The following is a 16679-nucleotide window of genomic DNA, read 5'->3' as shown; positions in this document are numbered from 1 at the left end:
CGTCGGTGGCCCTCTCGCAGATCGATTCCACGCGCGGGCGGGCCGCGGATGCGGCAGCGGCTTGTGCGCACGAACGAGTGATCGCGGACGGCGACTACGCTGGCCCCGTGGCCACAGCGAACGACCGTGAGGGGCGGGTGCCGGGACAGCCGTCCGAGGCACCCGGTACGCCGACCGACCTGCACGCCTTCGCCGTCCGGCTGCGGCGGATGAACGGCGAGATCAACCGGCTGGTGCACGGCTTCGCGGGCGACCAGGGGCTGCACGCCACGGACGTCCAGGCGCTCGCCGCGATCCTGGACGCCGACGGGCCGATGACCCCGAAGCGGCTGCGTGAGCATCTCGGGCTCACCTCCGGGGCCGTCACCGCGTGCGTGGACCGGCTGGAGCGGGCGGGGCACATCCGCCGGGTCAGGGAGAGCGCCGACCGCAGGGTGGTCCACCTGTACTACGCGGCCGACGCCCGGTCGGTGGCCCGCGCCTACTTCCGGCCGCTGGCCGAGGCGACCCGGGCCGCGCGCTCGCGCTTCACCGAGGACGAGCTGTCGGTGGTGCTGCGCTTCCTCACCGCGATGGGCGAGGAGCTGTCCGGGATCACCCCTCCGGGGCGCTGAGAATTCCGGGTTCCGCCGCATCCGGGGGCCGGCCGGGGACAGAAGGACAGGCAACGTCTACGATCACCCGGCGGCAACTTGTTCAATCATTGAGATTGTTTGTTGTTGAGATATCTGGGTCACCCGTCCCGTCCGGCCGCCCCAGTCGCTGCCCGATCCCCTTCCTTCCGGAGCTGGAGAACGATGTCCACCACCCCTCGACGAGCCCGCTGGCTCGTCCCGGTCCTCCTCGTCGCCGTATGGCTCGGTGTCGGCGGAGTCCTCGGTCCCTTCGCCGGACGGCTGGGCGAGGTCGCCACCAACGACCAGGCCGCCTTCCTGCCCCGCAGCGCCGAGTCGACCGAGGTCATCGCGGCGCAACGCGCCTTCCGCCAGAACGAGACCCTCCCGGCGATCGTCGTCTGGACCGGGAAGACCGAGGCCGGAGGCGGCGAGACCGCCGGGGTCGAGGACCGGGTGGCCGCCGCCGGCCGGGCACTCGCCTCCCTCGCCGACGACCGGGGCGTCGCCGGTGACGTGTCGCCCGCGCTGCTCTCCGAGGACGGCGAGGCCATCGAGGGCGTGGTGCCCCTGCGCCCCGATCTCGGGGACGATCTCGCCCCCACCCTCGACCGGATCCGCGCCGCCGCCGAACGCGTCCCCGGCACGACGGTCCTCCTGGCCGGACCGGCCGCCACCCAGGCCGACCTGTCCGACGCCTTCGCCGGCATCGACGGGCTGCTGCTCGCCGTCGCGCTGGCCACCGTCCTGGTCATCCTGCTGCTCGTGTACCGCAGCGTGCTGCTCCCGCTGGTGATCATCCTCGGCGCGGTCTTCGCGCTCGGCCTCGCCTGCGCCGTCGTGTACGCGCTCGCCGACCACGACGTGGTGCGCGTCGACGGACAGGTCCAGGGGATCCTCTCCATCCTCGTGATCGGCGCCGCGACCGACTACGCCCTGCTGCTCACCGCCCGCTACCGGGAGGAACTCGCCGCGCGCACCGACCGGTTCGCCGCCATCACGGCCGCGCTGCGCAAGTCCTGGGGCGCCGTCGTGGCCAGCGCCGCGACGGTCGCCCTGGGCCTGCTCGCCCTGCTGCTCAGCGACCTCACCAACAACCGCGCGCTCGGCCCGGTCGGCGCCATCGGCATCGGCTGCGCCGTGCTCAGCACGCTGACCTTCCTGCCCGCCGTCCTGGTCCTCCTCGGCAAGGCCGCCTACTGGCCCGCCCGCATGAAGGAGGACGGTGCCGGCCACGGCGTCTGGCGGCGCGTCGCGGGCCTCGTCGACCGGGCGCCGCGCCGGGTCTGGGCGGTCACCCTCGCGGTCCTGCTGGCCGGGGCCGCCTTCGCCCCGACGCTCGCCTCGAAGGGCGTGCCGCTCGACGAGACCTTCGTGAACGACGCTCCCTCGGTCGCGGCGCAGGAGACCCTGGGCCGGCACTTCCCCGGCGGCTCCGGCAACCCCACCGTGGTCGTCGCGGACGCCGGCCGGCTGCCGGCGGTCCTCGCCGCGGCCCGGGACACCGAGGGGGTCGCGTCCGCGACCGGCGTCACCGCCTCCGGCCGGCCCGGTGGCGAACCCCTGGTGGTCGACGGGCGGGTCCGGGTGGACGTCACCCTCGACTCCGCCGCGGACGGCGACGCGGCCCTGCGGACCGTGGAGCGCCTGCGCACCTCCCTGCACGCCGTCTCCGGCGCGGACGCCCTCGTCGGCGGCTACACGGCCCAGCGGTACGACACCCTGCGCACCGCCGAACGGGACCGCACCCTCATCGTCCCGGTCGTCCTCGCGATCATCTTCCTCATCCTGACGGTCCTGCTGCGCTCGCTGCTGATGCCCGCGCTGCTGGTGGCCACCGTGGCGCTGAACTTCCTCGCCACCCTGGGCGTCTCCGCTCTCGTCTTCCGGCACGTGTTCGGCTTCAGCGGCACCGATCCGTCCGTCCCGCTGTACGGCTTCGTGTTCCTGGTGGCGCTGGGCGTCGACTACAACATCTTCCTGATGTCGCGGGTGCGTGAGGAGTCGCTGCGGCACGGCGTCCGCGAGGGCGTCCTGCGGGGTCTGGTCACCACCGGCGGCGTCATCACCTCGGCCGGCGTCGTGCTCGCCGCCACGTTCGCCGCGCTCGGGGTGATCCCGCTGGCCTTCCTCGCCCAGATCGCCTTCATCGTCGCCTTCGGCGTCCTGCTCGACACGCTCGTGGTGCGGTCGCTGCTGGTGCCCGCGCTGGTGCGGGACATCGGCGCCCCCGCCTGGTGGCCGGGACGGCTCGGTCGCGAGGGGGACAAGGCGGACGAGGAGCCGCTGGTGCTGACCGGAACATGACCGCGTCGATCCCGGGCAGGCGCATCCCAGAGAGATTGACCGTTTCGCATCGGGAGGTGTCTGCCGCTATGGGCACGAAGGTGTTGGAGCGTTTCCCCGCAGGATCCCCGCGAGGATCGTGGCCCGCGGAGGAGTACGCGGCGCGGCGGCGGGCCGAGGGGGAGCCCGCCACCGTGGTCATGGACCTGAAGTCGGATGCCTTCCTCGTCGTGGTGCCGCTCGGCGAAGAGGACTGAACCCCGGACCGCCGCGGCGCGGGGCCGGCCCTCCGCGGCCGGCCCCCGACGCCGGTCGGTCCTCTTCGGCCGGCCCCGGCGACGGCCGGTCCCCCTCGGTCGGTCCGGCGAGGCGGCCGGCCCTCAACGCCGACCGGTCCGGTGACCGGTCTCGTCGAGGGTCCCGCCCGTCGCCAGCCGGGCCGTCACCCGGAAGCGGGCGTCACGCGGCGCGGGCACCGCGAGGGTGCGCCCGGCGACGGACGCGCTGACGCCCCCGGTACGGCCCTCGGTGACGGTGATGCCGGTGACGGCACGGCTCCCGGCCGCCAGCAGGTACCAGCGGCCCGCCGGCGACCGCCAGCGCGCACCGACCACGATGTGCTGACCGAACCGGCTGCACGCGGCCGTCGAGTGTTCCGAGGCCACCGCGCGGGCCGGCGCCCCGGCCGTCCGCAGCGAGAGCCGGACGTCGCCCACGCCCCGCCAGGTGTCGGCGCGTGAGCAGGTCCACACCGCGGTCCCGCCGCCGTCCGGCAGCCGCTGCTCGGCGAAGTCCCAGGCGTTGACGGCCCGTACGCCGCCGCCCCCGCGCAACGCGCCGCCCCCGCAGCCCAGCCGGCTCCACGCCGACAGGGCCGCGGGGCCGGTCGCCTCACGCGGCTGGCGCGCGGGCGGCGCACCGCGGACGGGCAGCGGGGTGTAGGTGAGGTGCACCGGCGACAGGCCGCCCAGGCCCGCCAGCAGGAACGCGTGGTCCTCCACGATCCGCGAGGAGGACCGCAGTTGCAGCACCCCCGCGCCGGCGCAGTCGCCGTCGAGCGTGGGCACCGGCGCGGTCAGACCGTCCCGCGCCACCGTCAGCGGGCGTGCCGGAACGTTTGGCCGGGACAGGTCGCGGGTGCGGGCCTCGGCGACCCAGGGCGCGAGCAGATAGCGCGTCGCGCCGTCCCGCACGTCCACGGCGACCGCGGCCGCCGTGGTGACGTCCGCGTCGTCGGCCCGGGAGACGTCGAGGGTGCGTGGTCCCTCCGGGCCGAGCGGCTCCCCGTACCGGGCGAGGCGCATCCCGTCGAACAGGAGCACGACCGCCCGGTCGCCGACGTCGCCCGCGTACAGCAACCGGGGCGAGGCGGGCGGCGGGTCCTCGGCGGTGGCGGGGGAATAGGCCGGACGGGTACCGGCCGGTGGACGGGCCCACACGGTCAGCGCGCGGGCGAGCAACGCCTCGTCGTCCGTGCGGGCGCCGCGGGCCGGCCAGGCGGTGAAGTCCACCCGCGAGGTGCGCGCCCAGGCGTCCGGGGGAGTCCGCACCAGATCCACCGGCCGGGGCACGGCCGCGACGGACCGGGCGGGCACCGCGTCCCGCGGACCCTCGCTCGGGACGGTCACCCGGTCGGCCACCGTGAGCGCGGCAACGGTCAGCAGGACGGCGGCGCCCGCCGCACCCGCGAGCCGCACCCGCCGCCGACGGCGCAGCAGGTCGGTGGGACGGGCCTGGACGGTGCAGGCGTCGAACTCCCGTGACGCCGCGAGCGCGGTGGCCGCCTGAGCGCCGGCGGACGCGTCGAGGCGGGCCGCCGCCCGCACCGCGGCCTCGACGTCGGCCGAGCCGGCGGCCCGGAGCAGTTCGCGCGCCGCCGTGTCCGGCAGCCCGTCCAGCCGCCGCAGCACGAACACGGCGCGCGCGTCCGCGGACACCCCGGCCAGGGCCTGGCCGAGGACCATCTCCTCGACCCCGCCGAAGCGCGGGAACAGGCGCAGTCCCACCACGAACGGCAGACGGGGAACCAGATCGGCGGGCGTGGCCAGCCGGGCGGGCCACCGCCGCGGCCGGCGGGCGCGCGCCAGCGCGGTCCGCAGGACCTCCACCCGCAGCAGGTCCAGCGCGGCGTCGGCTCCGCCCGCCTTCCGGCGGGGCGCGGGAACCGTCGCGCGCACCGGGCCCGGACGGCCGCCCGGCAGGGCCCGCTGCACCAGACCGTGGGCGGCCAGCACCCGGCGGTGCCGGCCCATCGACGGCGGCAGGACCAGATAGGCGAGCCGGACCAGATCGGCGTACCGCTCGACGAGGGCGGACTCGGCGAGCAGCACCTGGGCGCCCGCGGCGCCGGCGCCGGGGGGCCGACGGAACGAAAGACGGGGCATCGAGCGGGCACCTCCGGGACCGGTGACGTACTGCCCTTGCGCTCCGTCAAACGAGTGAATCATGGGACGGTCACCCCGCAGGTCACCCGACTAGTGCGCCTCGGGCCTCGCGCACAGGGTCCGCGCCGTCCGGACGAAGACCTCGTGCAGGTCCCGGGCGGCCCGGGGCACGGATTCCGCCCGCCGCCGTTGCAGCATCAGCAGCACCCGGGTCGTGTCGCCGCTGATCGGCCGATGGGTGAGCGCTCCGCGCCGCTCCAGCGGATCCCCGATCACACTGAAGTCGGGCAGGACCGTCGCGCCCAGCCCCTCGGCCACCATCAGCTTGCCCATCTCCGCCCCGTTGGTGGAGTAGGCGAAGGACAGGCCCCGCCCGGCCAGAAGCCGGTGGACGTAGCGATGCATGACGTAGCCCGACCGCATCCCGATCAGCGGTACGCCGAGCAGGTCGTCCACCGACACCGACGGCGCGCGGGCCAAGGGGCTGTCGGGGCGCACGCACACCACCGGCCGGCCGCGCAGCAGCTCGGTCGACTCGAGCTCGGCGGGCTCGTCGTCGCCCTCCAGATGATTGACCAGACCCAGGTCGAACCCGCCCTCCAGCAGGGTCCGGTGGATGTCGGTCTGCTGGGCGCCCACCACCTCCACCTGGGTCACGGGATGCGCGGCGCGGAACTCCCGGACCGCCGGGATGAGCAGCGGCACGGTCGCGGCGTTCACCGTGCCGACCCGCACCATGCGGCTGATCCGGTGCTGCTCGCCCGCCGCCGAGCGCAGCCGGTCCACCGCGTCCAGCACCCCGATGATGTGCGGCAGCAGTTCCCTGCCCGACGCGCTCATGGTGGCGCCGGACCGCTTGCGCTCCAGCAGGTCCACCCCGAGTTCACGCTCCAGGTTGCGCACGGTCTCGCTCAACGCCGGCTGGGAAAGACGGAGTTCCTCGGCCGCCCGGCGCAGTGAACCGAGCCGGGTGACCGCCGCGTTGTATTCCAGCTGTTCCGTACGCACGACGGAAGAATGCGGGCCCGTCCGGGGCCCGTTCAAGGGTTACCTGTCACACCTTCGTGAAATTCAATGGTCCGCGATGCGAGACCGGTCGGGTTTGCCTTGACTGCCGTCGGAGGCGGCTGCCACGATCGACGACATGATGATGCGACTGGACCTCACGCGGCGACGCCATGTCGACCTCGCGCGCGTCTCCAGCGCCTCCTGTTGCGCCGCGGCCTGATCACCTCCCCGCGATCCGCCGCGCTTTCGCCTTTTCCCGCCTGAATTCACCGCGCCCGCCGATCTCTTGGCGTCCGCGCTCCTGGGCGCCGGTGCGCCCGTGAGTTCGGCGTGCCCGAAAACAATCCGCACCAGGAGTTCCGCATGTCCGCCGAGCCCGTGAAATGCGCCTGCCGGTTCCCCGATGCCGCCTGCGGGAAGCTCGGCGTCCACCCCTTCCTCCTCGGGTTCCCGCAGGACCACGAGGAGGCCGAGTACGTCGGCTAGCGCGACACGCCGCTCGTCCGCGAACCGGAGCCGTAACTCCCGTACCCGCGCGAAGAGTCCGTGCCCGCGCGGGTCTGACCGTCCCCGACCGCTCCACGACCCCGGCGCACAGGAGCGCCGCGGGGTCCGCCCGCCGGGTCCTCGAAGGCGGACCGCCCGAACCCGCCCGGCACTTGGCACTCCTGACCGCTCCCACCGGAGCGCCCCGCCCTGCCGGGGTGCCCCGGGCTCCTTCGAAAGAGGACCCATGGCCACCGTCCTGTCCGTCTCCGGCAGCCCTTCCGCCTCCTCCCGCACCGGCCGTCTGCTGCGCCACCTCGACCAGCGGCTCGCCCTCCAGGGGCACGAGGTGATCCCGCTCGACGTCCGCACCGTCCCGGCCGAGGCCCTCCTCGGCGCGGACTTCCGCCACCCCGCGATCGTCGAGGCCACCGAGCTCTTCGCGCGCGCCGACGGTGTCATCGTGGGCACCCCCGTCTACAAGGCGTCCTACTCCGGCGTCCTCAAGGCGCTTCTGGACCTGCTCCCGCAGTACGCGCTCACCGGCAAGACGGTCCTGCCCCTGGCCACCGGCGGCTCCACCGCCCACGTCCTCGCCATCGACTACGCCCTGCGTCCGGTGCTCAACTCCATGGGCGCGGCCCACATCGTGCAGGGCTGGTTCACCCTGGACAAGGACATCACCGCCCACGAGGACGGATCGGTCACGGTCGCCCCGACGGCCACCGAGGCGCTCACCCATGTCGTCGACCAGTTCTCGGCCGCGCTCGGCCGCACGCCGTACCTGGTCGCGGCGAGCTGAGCGCACGATGTCAGCCCATGTGATCGCCGACGACGCCGAGGCACTCGCCGTGGCGGCCCCGCTCGCCGAGGAGTTCCGCGCCGGAGCCCGGGCCCGCGACAGCGAACGGCGCCTGCCCCGGGCCGGGCTGGACGCGCTGTCGGCCTCCGGGCTGCTCGCCGTCACCGTCCCCGCCGACCACGGCGGGGCGGACGTGAGCGCCCTGACGCCTGCGGAGATCTTCCGTCTGCTCGGCGCCGCCGACGGCAGCATCGCCCAGATCCCGCCCGCGACGGACCACCTCGGCCCGGTGGCCGACAGACGCGACCGCGGGTCCAGCGCCCCGGAGGCCGGCGCCCCGGCACCCGTTGCCTCGGCAGACCCGCAGACCCGCAGACGGACGTTCCTGATCGGAGACCCCACGTGTCCCTCACCTTCCACTGGTTCCTCCCCACCAACGGCGACAGCCGCCACGTCGTCGGCGGCGGCCACGGCACCCCCGCCACGGCCTCCGGGAGGGACCGGCCGCCGACGGTCGCCTATCTGAGCCAGATCGCCCGCGCCGCGGAGGACCTCGGGTTCGTGGGTGCGCTCACCCCTACCGGGGCCTGGTGCGAGGACGCCTGGCTGACCACCGCGATGGTCGGTCAGCACACCGAGCACCTCAAGTTCCTCGTGGCGTTCCGGCCCGGCTTCGTCTCGCCGACGCTGGCCGCGCAGATGGCGTCCACCTTCCAGCGGCAGTCCGGCGGACGGCTCCTGCTCAACGTCGTCACCGGCGGCGAGAGTCACGAGCAGCGGGCCTACGGGGACTTCCTGGACAAGGACGACCGCTACCGCAGGACCGGTGAGTTCCTGCAGATCGTCAGGAAGTTGTGGGAGGGCGAGACCGTCGACCTGGCGGGCGAGCACCTCCGGGTCGAGGACGCGAGGCTGGCCCGGGTGCCGGATCCGGTGCCGGAGGTGTACTTCGGCGGGTCCTCGCCGGTCGCCGGGGAGATCGCCGCGCGGCACGCCGACGTCTACCTCACCTGGGGCGAGCCGCCGGCCCAGGTCGCGGAGAAGATCGCCTGGATCCGGGGGCTCGCGGCGCAGCAGGGGCGGACTCTCCGGTTCGGCATCCGGCTCCACGTCATCACCCGGGACACCGCGCGCGAGGCCTGGGCGGAGGCGGACCGGCTGCTCGCCGGGTTCGACGCGGAGACCGTGCGGTCCGTCCAGGCCGGGCTCGCGCGCAGTGAGTCCGAGGGTCAGCGGCGGATGCTCGCGCTGCACGGCGGCGGCAGCAGGGACGGGCTGGAGATCCATCCCAACCTGTGGGCCGGGATCGGCCTGGTCCGCGGCGGCGCGGGGACCGCGCTGGTGGGCGGCCACGCGGAGGTCGCCGGGCTGATCAAGGAGTACGCGGCCGTGGGGATCGAGGAGTTCGTGCTGTCCGGCTACCCGCATCTGGAAGAGGCGTACTGGTTCGGGGAGGGCGTGCTGCCGCTGCTGGCCGGGGAGGGGCTGTGGAAGCATCCGTTCCGCGCGCAGCCCGCTCACCCGGCGCAGGCTCCTTTCGTGAGCTGAGCGCGCATTCCGCCCGGACGGCGACCGCGTGGCATGCCGTGGGCCATTCAATCGAATATTCAATTGGGGAGCGTTCAACTGGCCTTGCCCGAGGGGTTTTCCGGGTCTTTTCGGCTCGAACTCTTCTCGACTTGTCATTAGCATGGATCGTATGAATACGACACCGGACTTCTATGTGGTGGGAGAGGGCGACTCGCTCTCCGGCATCGTGCCCGCCCTCCACATGAGTGAATAGTCCCCCGGGGCGCCGATACAGGAAGGCCGGCCATGGGCAGTGTCGCGGTCGCCGGGGGCAGCGCGCGGCACAGCGCACGCCGCCGGCTCCTTCTCGGAGCGCGTGCCCGGCCACCGCGGTCGCGATGGCGGGCCTTGGCGAAGGCGCGACTCGCCTGCCTTGAGGTGCAGTTGAGGCGGGAGGAGGCCCGGCAGCCCTGCGACGACTGCCGCAGGGCCTACCTCAAGGGAGTGGAAGGCCATCTCGACAAGGCCCGCTCCGCGGCCGACGAGACGTACGGGTGGCGGCGGCCCTGGTCCGGTTCGATCGCCCGCGAGGGCGTCTGGTCGAATCTGCGCGGCGCCGACGTGCTGCTGCTCCGTCTGGCGTCCGACGTGGAGGCAGCGGGCCGGGCGAGCGAGGTCATGGCGCTGGTCGAGCGGCACCTGAGCAAGGACGACCCCCGGCGCGTCAGGCTCGCCCAGCGGATCCGGCACATCATCTCCGACGGGCCGACGCCGAGCGACCGCGAACTGCTGGCCCGGGCGCTCGACAGCGCGTACGGCAACCTCGACGCCGAACTGGCCCGGGTGCGGAGCCTGCGCAACATGCTCTGGACCGCGACCGTCCTCGTCTTCCTCGGCGTGGCGGGCCTCGCCCTCTACGGCTGGCTGGACCCCCGCTCCCTCAGCCTGTGTTTCGCGCCCAAGGCCAGTGCCGGCGACCCGAACCAGATGCACGTCGTCTGTCCCAGCACGGAGTACCACGACAGGACGGCGAACACCGTTCCCAGCGACCTCGCCCAGCCCCAGGACATCCTCACGGTCGAGATCGCGGGCCTGGTCGGCGCCGCACTCACCGTCATCGCCTCGCTGCGCCGCATCCGGGGCACCAGCGCCCCCTACATGCTCCCCCTGGCGTCGGCGGCACTGAAGTTCCCGACCGGCGCCCTGTCCGCGTTCCTCGGCGTGCTGCTGATCAGAGGCGCCTTCGTCCCCGGCCTCAGCGACCTGGACAGCAGGGCGCAGGTGCTCGCCTGGGCCGCAGTCTTCGGCGCCGCCCAGCACCTGGTGACCCGGCTGGTCGACGACCGGGCGCAGATGACGCTGTCGGAGGTGGGCGGGCCGATGGACGCGGTGGGCAGCGACAAGACCGTCGTCGACGACGACGGGTCCGGGAGGGCCGGAAGAGCCGTGGCTCCGGCGGCCGTCGAGCACGCCGCGGCCGAAGGCCCCGGCGTGCCGGGCGAGGGCCGGGAGGGCGGGCCGCAGGACGAGAGCCGGTGACGTGACCCGGACGGGAAGCCGACCGCTGAACCGGAACGCGGGCGCGTCCCCGTCAGCCGGTCAGGACGTCGAGGTGAGCCGCCCGCGACTCCCGCGTCTGGGCCTGGACCATGAGGAACAGGGCCTCCCTCGCCAGACGTTGGGCCTTGTCCGTCAGCAGCAGGGAACGGCCGCCCCCGTTCACCACCGCCGCTGTGGTCGCCGCCCGCATCACCTCGTGGGCCTGGGTCCGCAGGGCCAGGCGGTCCGCCGGACGCTCGTGGGGGGCCGACCCGTCGGCCAGCGCGTAGGCCCGGCCGCGGACCTCCGTGAGACGGGCGCGGAGCGGGGCCGCCGTGTCCTCGTCCAGCAGGCCCAGGGCCGCTTCCGTGAGGCCGAAGACCGCCGGGTTGGCGTTCACCGTCTTCAGGCGGTCCGCCGCCGACCAGCGCTCGTGCGGCGTGCGCAGCGCGACCGCCTCCTCCGGGAGCCACAGGCCGTCCAGTTCCAGGGAGACCGTGCGGGCCGCGGTGAGGGCGGCGAGGCGCATCGGGGCCGAGGCCCGCAGACCCGGCTGCCGCCGCGCCTCGGTGAAGGCGAACAGGACCTCGCCGGAGTCGGTGACGCCGGCGAGCAGCAGCACGTCGTTCAGGCCCCATCCCGTGTACCAGGGGACCGTCCCGTCGAAGCGCCAGCCGGAGCGCCCCCGGGTGACCCGGACGGGGACGCGCGGGTAGGCCCGCAGATGGGCGTACGCGACCCCAGACAGCAGCTCACCGGTCGCGAGCGGGCCCAGCAGGCGCTCGCGCGCCGGTCCCCCGTCCCGGGCCAGCGTCAGTACCGGGGTGTGGTGCTGCGCCTGCACGAACCAGGTCGAGCAGCACGCCCCGGCCAGGATCTCCGCCGTCTCGCGCACCACCGCGGCGGGCGCCGCGGCCCCGCCGTACTCCTTGGGCGCGTTCAGTCCGAGGAGGCCCGAGCGCCTGATCTCCGCGAGATGGCTCGCGGGGACCTCGTTCTGGTCCACCTCTTCGGCGTGCGGGGCGAGGAGCTCGTCCGCGAGGCTGCGGGCGCGGGCGACGAGGGGGTGTGGTGCGGTCATGGGCGGGATTCTTCCGCTTGTGCGGCGCGGGGTGTCGATCCGGGGGGCCGCCGTTCGTGTAGGAGGTGACAGCACGGCACGAGACATGGAGGACGTCATGAAGCACTACCTGCTCAGCGTGATCACGCCCAGCGAGGGCGAGCCCCCGTCGGCCGAGGGGATGGCGGAGATCGGCCGCAATCTCGAGACGTTCCACCGGGAGCTGCGCGAGGCCGGCGCCTGGGTGTTCGCCGGAGGACTGCACGGACCGGAGACGGCCACCGTGCTGCGACCGGACGGCGACGACGTCCTCGTCACCGACGGGCCGTACGCCGAGGGCAAGGAGTACCTCGGCGGGATCTGCCTGATCAAGGCGCCGGACCTGGACGCCGCCCTGCACTGGGGCCGGCGGGCCACCTGGGCCACCACGCTGCCCATCGAGGTGCGCCCCTTCCTGGGCGAGGCCTGATGCCCCTCGACGTCGAGGCCGTGTTCCGCGCGGAGTACGGCCGTGCCGTCGCCGTCCTGGTCCGTTTCCTCGGTGACATCGACCTCGCCGAGGAGGCGGTGCAGGACGCCTTCACCACGGCCGTCGCGCACTGGCCCCGGACCGGTGTGCCGCCGAGCCCGGCCGGCTGGATCATCACCACCGCCCGCAACCGTGCCGTCGACCGGCTGCGCCGGGAGTCCACGCGGGACGCCCGGCACGCCGAGGCCTCCCTGCTGCACGCCACCGAGCCGCCCGCGGAGGAGGGCCCCGTGCGCGACGACCGGCTCCGACTGATCTTCACCTGCTGCCATCCCGCGCTGGCGCCACAGGCGCGGGTGGCCCTGACCCTGCGGCTCCTCGGCGGCCTCACCACCGCCCGCCTCGCCCGGGCCTTCCTGGTCCCCGAGCCGACCATGGCCCAGCGGCTGGTCCGCGCCAAGGCGAAGATCCGGGACGCGCGCATCCCGTACCGCGTGCCGCGCGACGCCGACCTGCCCGACCGGCTGAACGGCGTGCTCGCCGTCGTCTACCTGATCTTCAACGAGGGGTACGGCGGCGATCCGGACCTGTGCGCCGAGGCCCTGCGTCTCGGCCGGCTCCTCGCCGAGATGATGCCGGACGAGCCCGAGGTCACCGGGCTGCTGGCGCTGATGCTGCTCGTCCACTCCCGTCGGGGCGCGCGGGAGGACGCCGACGGCGCCCTCGTACCGCTGCCCGAGCAGGACCGCGGCCGATGGGACCGTGACCTGGTCACCGAGGGGCAGGCGCTCGTCCGGCGCTGTCTGCGCCGCGACCGGCCGGGGCCGTACCAGATCCAGGCGGCGATCCAGGCCGTCCACAGCGACGCGACGACCGCCGCCGGCACCGACTGGCGGCAGATCCTGCGCCTGTACGACCAGCTCATGGAGCGCGCCCCGAGCCCGGTCGTGGCGCTGAACCGGGCGGTGGCCGTGGCGGAGACGGAAGGCCCGGGCCGGGCCCTCGCCCTCGTCGACGCCCTGGACCTCGCCGGATACCACGTCTGGCACGCGGTCCGGGCCGACCTGCTGCGCCGCCTGGACCGGGTCACCGCGGCGGCGGAGGCCTACGGGGCGGCCCTCGCGCTGAGCGAGAGCCCTGCGGAACGGGCCTTCCTCGACCGGCGCAGACGCGCGCTCACCGGAGACGTCGGTGCGTAGTCGCCGGTCCCGGGAATGTATTTTGGTGCATGAAAGGTTGGCATATACATCGAGCTGCACGCTCGCGCCGAGAGCGGACCGACCGCTCGCGCCGACACCCCAGGGCCGTGAGGCCCGTGCACCCCAGTGAGGCACCGTGACCACCGCCGCCACTCCCGAGCAGCCCGCCGACGTCGTGGCCCGCCTGCGCGCCACCTTCCGCACCGGACGCACCAAGCCCGTCGCCTGGCGCACGGAGCAGCTGCGCCGCCTGCGCGAGCTGCTCACGGAGCGCGGCGCCGACCTGGCCGACGCCCTCCACGCCGACCTGGGCAAGAGCTCCGTCGAGGCGTACCGCACCGAGATCGACTTCACGGTCCGGGAGATCGACCACACCCTCGATCACCTCGACGCGTGGCTGCGCCCCGAGTCCGCCCCGGTCCCGGCCCACCTCGGCGCCGACGCCACCGCGTGGACGCAGGTCGACCCGCTCGGCGTGGTGCTCGTCATCGCGCCCTGGAACTACCCCGCGCAGCTCCTGCTCGCCCCGCTGGTCGGTGCTCTCGCCGCCGGGAACGCTGTGGTCGCCAAGCCCAGCGAGCTCGCGCCCGCCACCTCCGCCGCGCTGGCCCGCCTGCTGCCGGCGTATCTCGACACCGACGCGGTGGCCGTCGTCGAGGGCGGGATCCCGGAGACCACCGCCCTGCTGGCCGAGCGCTTCGACCACATCTTCTACACCGGCAACGGCGCCGTCGGCCGCGTCGTCCTGCGCGCCGCCGCCGAGCACCTCACCCCCGTCACCCTCGAACTCGGCGGCAAGTCACCGGCGTTCGTCGACCGTGACGTCGATCTCTCCGTCGTCGCCGACCGGTTGGCCCGCGGCAAGTTCCTCAACGCCGGACAGACCTGCGTCGCCCCCGACTACGTCCTCACCGACCCGGAGACGGCGGCGGCCCTCGAACCCCTGCTGGCCCGCGCGGTCGAGACGCTCTACGGGAGCGACCCGCAGGCCTCCGACGCGTACGGCCGCATCGTCAACGAACGCCACTTCGACCGGCTGGCCGCGCTCCTGGGCTCCGGCCGGATCGTGGTCGGCGGCGGCAGCGACCGCACGGACAAGTACCTCGCGCCCACCGTCCTCGCGGATGTCGACCCCGGCTCGCCCGTGATGCGGGAGGAGATCTTCGGCCCGATCCTGCCGATCGTCACCGTAGGGGGCCTGGACGAGGCGATCGCGTTCATCAACGACCGCGACAAGCCCCTCGCCCTGTACGTCTTCAGCGAGTCCGGCGACACCCGGGGCCGCATCGCCGCCGAGACCTCCTCCGGCGGACTGGGACACGGCCTGCCGCTCGCCCATCTCACCGTCTCCGACCTGCCGTTCGGCGGAGTGGGCGAGAGCGGCATGGGCAGCTACCACGGCCGCTGGTCCATCGAGACGTTCAGCCACCGCAAGGCGGTGCTGCACAAGCCGCTCCACTGAGCGGCGCGGGGCGCGGGCAGCGCGCGAACGGGCGAAAACGGACGGGAGTGGGCGGAAGTAGCCCGCCGAGCGGCGGTCAGGGAACGGGTATTAGCCCGGAACGGCACGGTCCGTAGTCCGAAACGGCCAAATCCATCGGACTTTCGAATCCGGAGTGCACGAAACGGCACCGCCGGACGCCGTGGGGGCAGAAGGTGTGACCGATGCCTTCCGGGGTCCCTGCGCCCCGCATCCCCAGCGGAAGGACCGAAGGGTCCGTGAACGACCAGTTCGAACAGCTCGCCCGCGACGTGGCGTTGTCCGTGCTAGCCCTCCGCGTCTTCGGACCCGGAGCCCTCGCCCTCGCGCGCCGGTTCGTCGCCGCACTCGTGCGGGTGGGCGTCCGGGAGATGGACCACCGGCTCCCGGGAGGCGATCGGTGACCCAGGAGGAGTTGCGACCCGCGGGAAACCCGCGCGCGCCGGAGAAGCTGCCCCTGGACTTCAGCGCCTTCCACCAGATGCACCGCCCGCGCTACGTGCGTGAGGCCGAGCGCTGTCTGCGCTGCCGCGCGGACGCCGAGGAGGCCGTGGACGAGGCCTTCGTCCAACTCGCCCGGCAGTGGCCGCAGATACTGAGCGCCGAGAACCCCGCCGCCTACGCCTGGCGGGTGGTGAAGAACCGTGTCGTCGACCACGCCCGGGCCCGCGGCCGGCGCGCCACCCTGATGGACACGGCCGTCTTCGAGACGGTCACCCTCCAGGGCGCCGAGGACGCGTTCGAGGTGATCGAGCAGAACCTGCGGCTGTTCCGGGCGATCTCCGCCCTCCCCGAGCGCCAGCGGGACGTCATCCGGCTGCGCTACTGCGAGGGGTACAGCACCGCCGACGTGGCGTTCCAGCTGGGGATCACGGAGGCCGGGGTGCGCTCCACCGAGCGCTATGCCAAACGCCGGCTGCGGGAGATCTACACATCGTGCGCCGAGGAGGAGGCGGAGCGGTCATGACCTTCGACACCGCGAGCGACATCGACACCCTGCTGGCAGGGGCGCGGCTGATGCCCACGGACCCCTACAGCCGCTCGGACATCGAGGCCGCGGAGGCCCGTATCGCCGCCCGGGTCGCGGCGGGCGGCCGCGACGAGCCCGTGGCCCGGGTGTGCCCGCAGCGCGCCGCGGCGGCCCGCAGGCCCCCGCGCGTGCACCCCGCGGCGCGGGACCTGCGCGCGCTCTGCGAGGCGCTGCTGACCCGCCCCGGAGCCCTGAAGGGCCTCGGCAACTTCCTCGGAAGCTCCCTGCCCGAGCCCTCCGGGGCACGGATCCTCGGCAGCCTCCTGTACCTCGCCGACTGCGAGGACAGCGCCCGCTTCTGGTGGCAGTACGGCGCCGGCGCCTCGGACACCGTCTCCTCGTACTGCCTCTACCTCCACCACCGCTCGCTGGGGGAGGACGACGAGGCCGACTGGTGGCTGCGCCACACGGAGATCACCCCCGCCACGCTCAGCCGGGAGGCCACCGAACTGGAGATCGCCACGGCCCTGCACGTCCTCGGCGGTCTGCGCCGCGGCGGGAGGGGACTGCCCAGGGCGCTGCGGGCGCTGGTGGAGTACGTGCCCGCCGTGGTCGGATTCGTCGACGACGACCTCGAACTCCCGCTCCCCGACGGGGATCTGGCCGAGATCGTGGAGGAGGTCGTCGCGCACGGCGCGCAGCCCGTCAAGGAGCGCCGGCGCGCCAGGTCCGGCGCGCTGCCCGAACGCCGGGAGCCGGCCGTGCACACGGTGTCCTCGGCCACCCCCCGCACGGCCCGGCACTGGAGCCGCGACGTCCAGGAGGCGCTGCGCAAATGCGAGGAGACCGTGGCCTGTTGAGGGCCCGCGGCGC

The 16679-nt window shown here is 74.1% G+C and carries 17 protein-coding genes and 1 pseudogene; 15 read left to right on the top strand and 3 right to left on the bottom strand.

What is annotated here, in order from left to right; genetic code table 11:
* The first annotated feature begins 107 nt into the window (after positions 1–107).
* From J2X68_RS28505 to J2X68_RS28495, 3 genes are all read left to right on the top strand, one after another.
* Positions 108–614, top strand: coding sequence for a MarR family winged helix-turn-helix transcriptional regulator (locus J2X68_RS28505; RefSeq protein WP_399041039.1), 507 nt, complete (start codon positions 108–110; stop codon positions 612–614).
* A 183-nt stretch (positions 615–797) separates the two neighbouring features.
* The gene (locus J2X68_RS28500) at positions 798–2921 is read left to right on the top strand and encodes an MMPL family transporter (RefSeq protein WP_310435444.1); all 2124 of its coding nucleotides are present in this window, start codon (positions 798–800) and stop codon (positions 2919–2921) included.
* Between the two features lie 68 nt (positions 2922–2989).
* Positions 2990–3157: a hypothetical protein gene (locus J2X68_RS28495; RefSeq protein ID WP_310435443.1), complete on the top strand. Its 168-nt coding sequence runs from the start codon at positions 2990–2992 to the stop codon at positions 3155–3157.
* 123 nt (positions 3158–3280) lie between these two features.
* Here the strand turns inward: J2X68_RS28495 and J2X68_RS28490 are convergent, their stop codons facing one another.
* A complete protein-coding gene (locus J2X68_RS28490) occupies positions 3281–5284 on the bottom strand; it encodes a hypothetical protein (protein WP_310435442.1) in 2004 nt (667 codons plus the stop codon).
* Between the two features lie 90 nt (positions 5285–5374).
* Entirely contained in the window at positions 5375–6292 is a 918-nt protein-coding gene (locus J2X68_RS28485) for a LysR family transcriptional regulator (RefSeq protein ID WP_310435441.1), read from the bottom strand.
* A gap of 136 nt (positions 6293–6428) precedes the next feature.
* On the opposite strand from J2X68_RS28485, the gene J2X68_RS40340 reads away from it, so the two are divergent.
* From J2X68_RS40340 to J2X68_RS28460, 6 genes and pseudogenes are all read left to right on the top strand, one after another.
* Positions 6429–6512, top strand: a complete 84-nt coding sequence (locus tag J2X68_RS40340) for a putative leader peptide (protein ID WP_353693630.1) — start codon at positions 6429–6431, stop codon at positions 6510–6512.
* 143 nt (positions 6513–6655) lie between these two features.
* Complete coding sequence (locus tag J2X68_RS28480) at positions 6656–6778, top strand: hypothetical protein (protein WP_310435440.1); 123 nt, start codon at positions 6656–6658, stop codon at positions 6776–6778.
* A gap of 247 nt (positions 6779–7025) precedes the next feature.
* Entirely contained in the window at positions 7026–7580 is a 555-nt protein-coding gene (gene ssuE / locus J2X68_RS28475) for an NADPH-dependent FMN reductase (RefSeq protein WP_310435439.1), read from the top strand.
* A 7-nt stretch (positions 7581–7587) separates the two neighbouring features.
* Positions 7588–7845, top strand: a pseudogene (locus tag J2X68_RS28470) (acyl-CoA dehydrogenase family protein); the annotation flags it as partial.
* Positions 7846–7982: 137 nt separating this feature from the next.
* Positions 7983–9128 carry an LLM class flavin-dependent oxidoreductase gene (locus tag J2X68_RS28465; RefSeq protein WP_310435438.1) on the top strand — a complete coding sequence of 382 codons (1146 nt, stop codon included), beginning with the start codon at positions 7983–7985 and terminating at the stop codon, positions 9126–9128.
* A gap of 369 nt (positions 9129–9497) precedes the next feature.
* Positions 9498–10628, top strand: coding sequence for a hypothetical protein (locus tag J2X68_RS28460; RefSeq protein ID WP_310435437.1), 1131 nt, complete (start codon positions 9498–9500; stop codon positions 10626–10628).
* Between the two features lie 52 nt (positions 10629–10680).
* Here the strand turns inward: J2X68_RS28460 and J2X68_RS28455 are convergent, their stop codons facing one another.
* Positions 10681–11709 carry an acyl-CoA dehydrogenase family protein gene (locus J2X68_RS28455; RefSeq protein WP_310435436.1) on the bottom strand — a complete coding sequence of 343 codons (1029 nt, stop codon included), beginning with the start codon at positions 11707–11709 and terminating at the stop codon, positions 10681–10683.
* Between the two features lie 97 nt (positions 11710–11806).
* Here J2X68_RS28455 and J2X68_RS28450 point away from each other — a divergent pair, with 97 nt between their 5' ends.
* The 6 genes from J2X68_RS28450 (at position 11807) to J2X68_RS28425 (ending at position 16666) form a co-directional block, all read left to right on the top strand.
* Positions 11807–12157: a YciI family protein gene (locus J2X68_RS28450; RefSeq protein WP_310435435.1), complete on the top strand. Its 351-nt coding sequence runs from the start codon at positions 11807–11809 to the stop codon at positions 12155–12157.
* Positions 12157–13356: an RNA polymerase sigma factor gene (locus J2X68_RS28445; protein WP_310435434.1), complete on the top strand. Its 1200-nt coding sequence runs from the start codon at positions 12157–12159 to the stop codon at positions 13354–13356. Before J2X68_RS28450 ends, J2X68_RS28445 begins: the two co-directional genes overlap by 1 nt.
* A 136-nt stretch (positions 13357–13492) precedes the next feature.
* Positions 13493–14818, top strand: a complete 1326-nt coding sequence (locus J2X68_RS28440) for an aldehyde dehydrogenase family protein (protein WP_310435433.1) — start codon at positions 13493–13495, stop codon at positions 14816–14818.
* Positions 14819–15075: 257 nt separating this feature from the next.
* Positions 15076–15240 (top strand): hypothetical protein, encoded by a 165-nt coding sequence (locus tag J2X68_RS28435; RefSeq protein ID WP_310435432.1) that lies wholly within the window; start codon positions 15076–15078, stop codon positions 15238–15240.
* Positions 15237–15803 (top strand): sigma-70 family RNA polymerase sigma factor, encoded by a 567-nt coding sequence (locus tag J2X68_RS28430; protein ID WP_310435431.1) that lies wholly within the window; start codon positions 15237–15239, stop codon positions 15801–15803. Before J2X68_RS28435 ends, J2X68_RS28430 begins: the two co-directional genes overlap by 4 nt.
* Positions 15800–16666 carry a hypothetical protein gene (locus J2X68_RS28425; protein WP_310435430.1) on the top strand — a complete coding sequence of 289 codons (867 nt, stop codon included), beginning with the start codon at positions 15800–15802 and terminating at the stop codon, positions 16664–16666. Before J2X68_RS28430 ends, J2X68_RS28425 begins: the two co-directional genes overlap by 4 nt.
* Positions 16667–16679: the final 13 nt, after the last annotated feature.

The organism is Streptomyces sp. 3330 (assembly GCF_031456635.1).
In the GTDB taxonomy this organism is placed as follows: Bacteria; Actinomycetota; Actinomycetes; order Streptomycetales; family Streptomycetaceae; genus Streptomyces.
Note: the sequence above shows the minus strand (reverse complement) of the source record. Positions and strands in the feature narration are given on the sequence as shown.

Excerpts from the sequence above, each read along its gene's own strand:
- J2X68_RS28500 (WP_310435444.1), top strand. The coding sequence starts at position 798 with ATGTCCACCACCCCTCGACGAGCCCGCTGGCTCGTCCCGGTCCTCCTC.
- J2X68_RS28495 (WP_310435443.1), top strand. The coding sequence starts at position 2,990 with ATGGGCACGAAGGTGTTGGAGCGTTTCCCCGCAGGATCCCCGCGAGGA.
- J2X68_RS28490 (WP_310435442.1), bottom strand. The coding sequence starts at position 5,284 with ATGCCCCGTCTTTCGTTCCGTCGGCCCCCCGGCGCCGGCGCCGCGGGC.
- J2X68_RS40340 (WP_353693630.1), top strand. The coding sequence starts at position 6,429 with ATGATGATGCGACTGGACCTCACGCGGCGACGCCATGTCGACCTCGCG.
- J2X68_RS28480 (WP_310435440.1), top strand. The coding sequence starts at position 6,656 with ATGTCCGCCGAGCCCGTGAAATGCGCCTGCCGGTTCCCCGATGCCGCC.
- ssuE (WP_310435439.1), top strand. The coding sequence starts at position 7,026 with ATGGCCACCGTCCTGTCCGTCTCCGGCAGCCCTTCCGCCTCCTCCCGC.
- J2X68_RS28455 (WP_310435436.1), bottom strand. The coding sequence starts at position 11,709 with ATGACCGCACCACACCCCCTCGTCGCCCGCGCCCGCAGCCTCGCGGAC.
- J2X68_RS28450 (WP_310435435.1), top strand. The coding sequence starts at position 11,807 with ATGAAGCACTACCTGCTCAGCGTGATCACGCCCAGCGAGGGCGAGCCC.
- J2X68_RS28445 (WP_310435434.1), top strand. The coding sequence starts at position 12,157 with ATGCCCCTCGACGTCGAGGCCGTGTTCCGCGCGGAGTACGGCCGTGCC.
- J2X68_RS28425 (WP_310435430.1), top strand. The coding sequence starts at position 15,800 with ATGACCTTCGACACCGCGAGCGACATCGACACCCTGCTGGCAGGGGCG.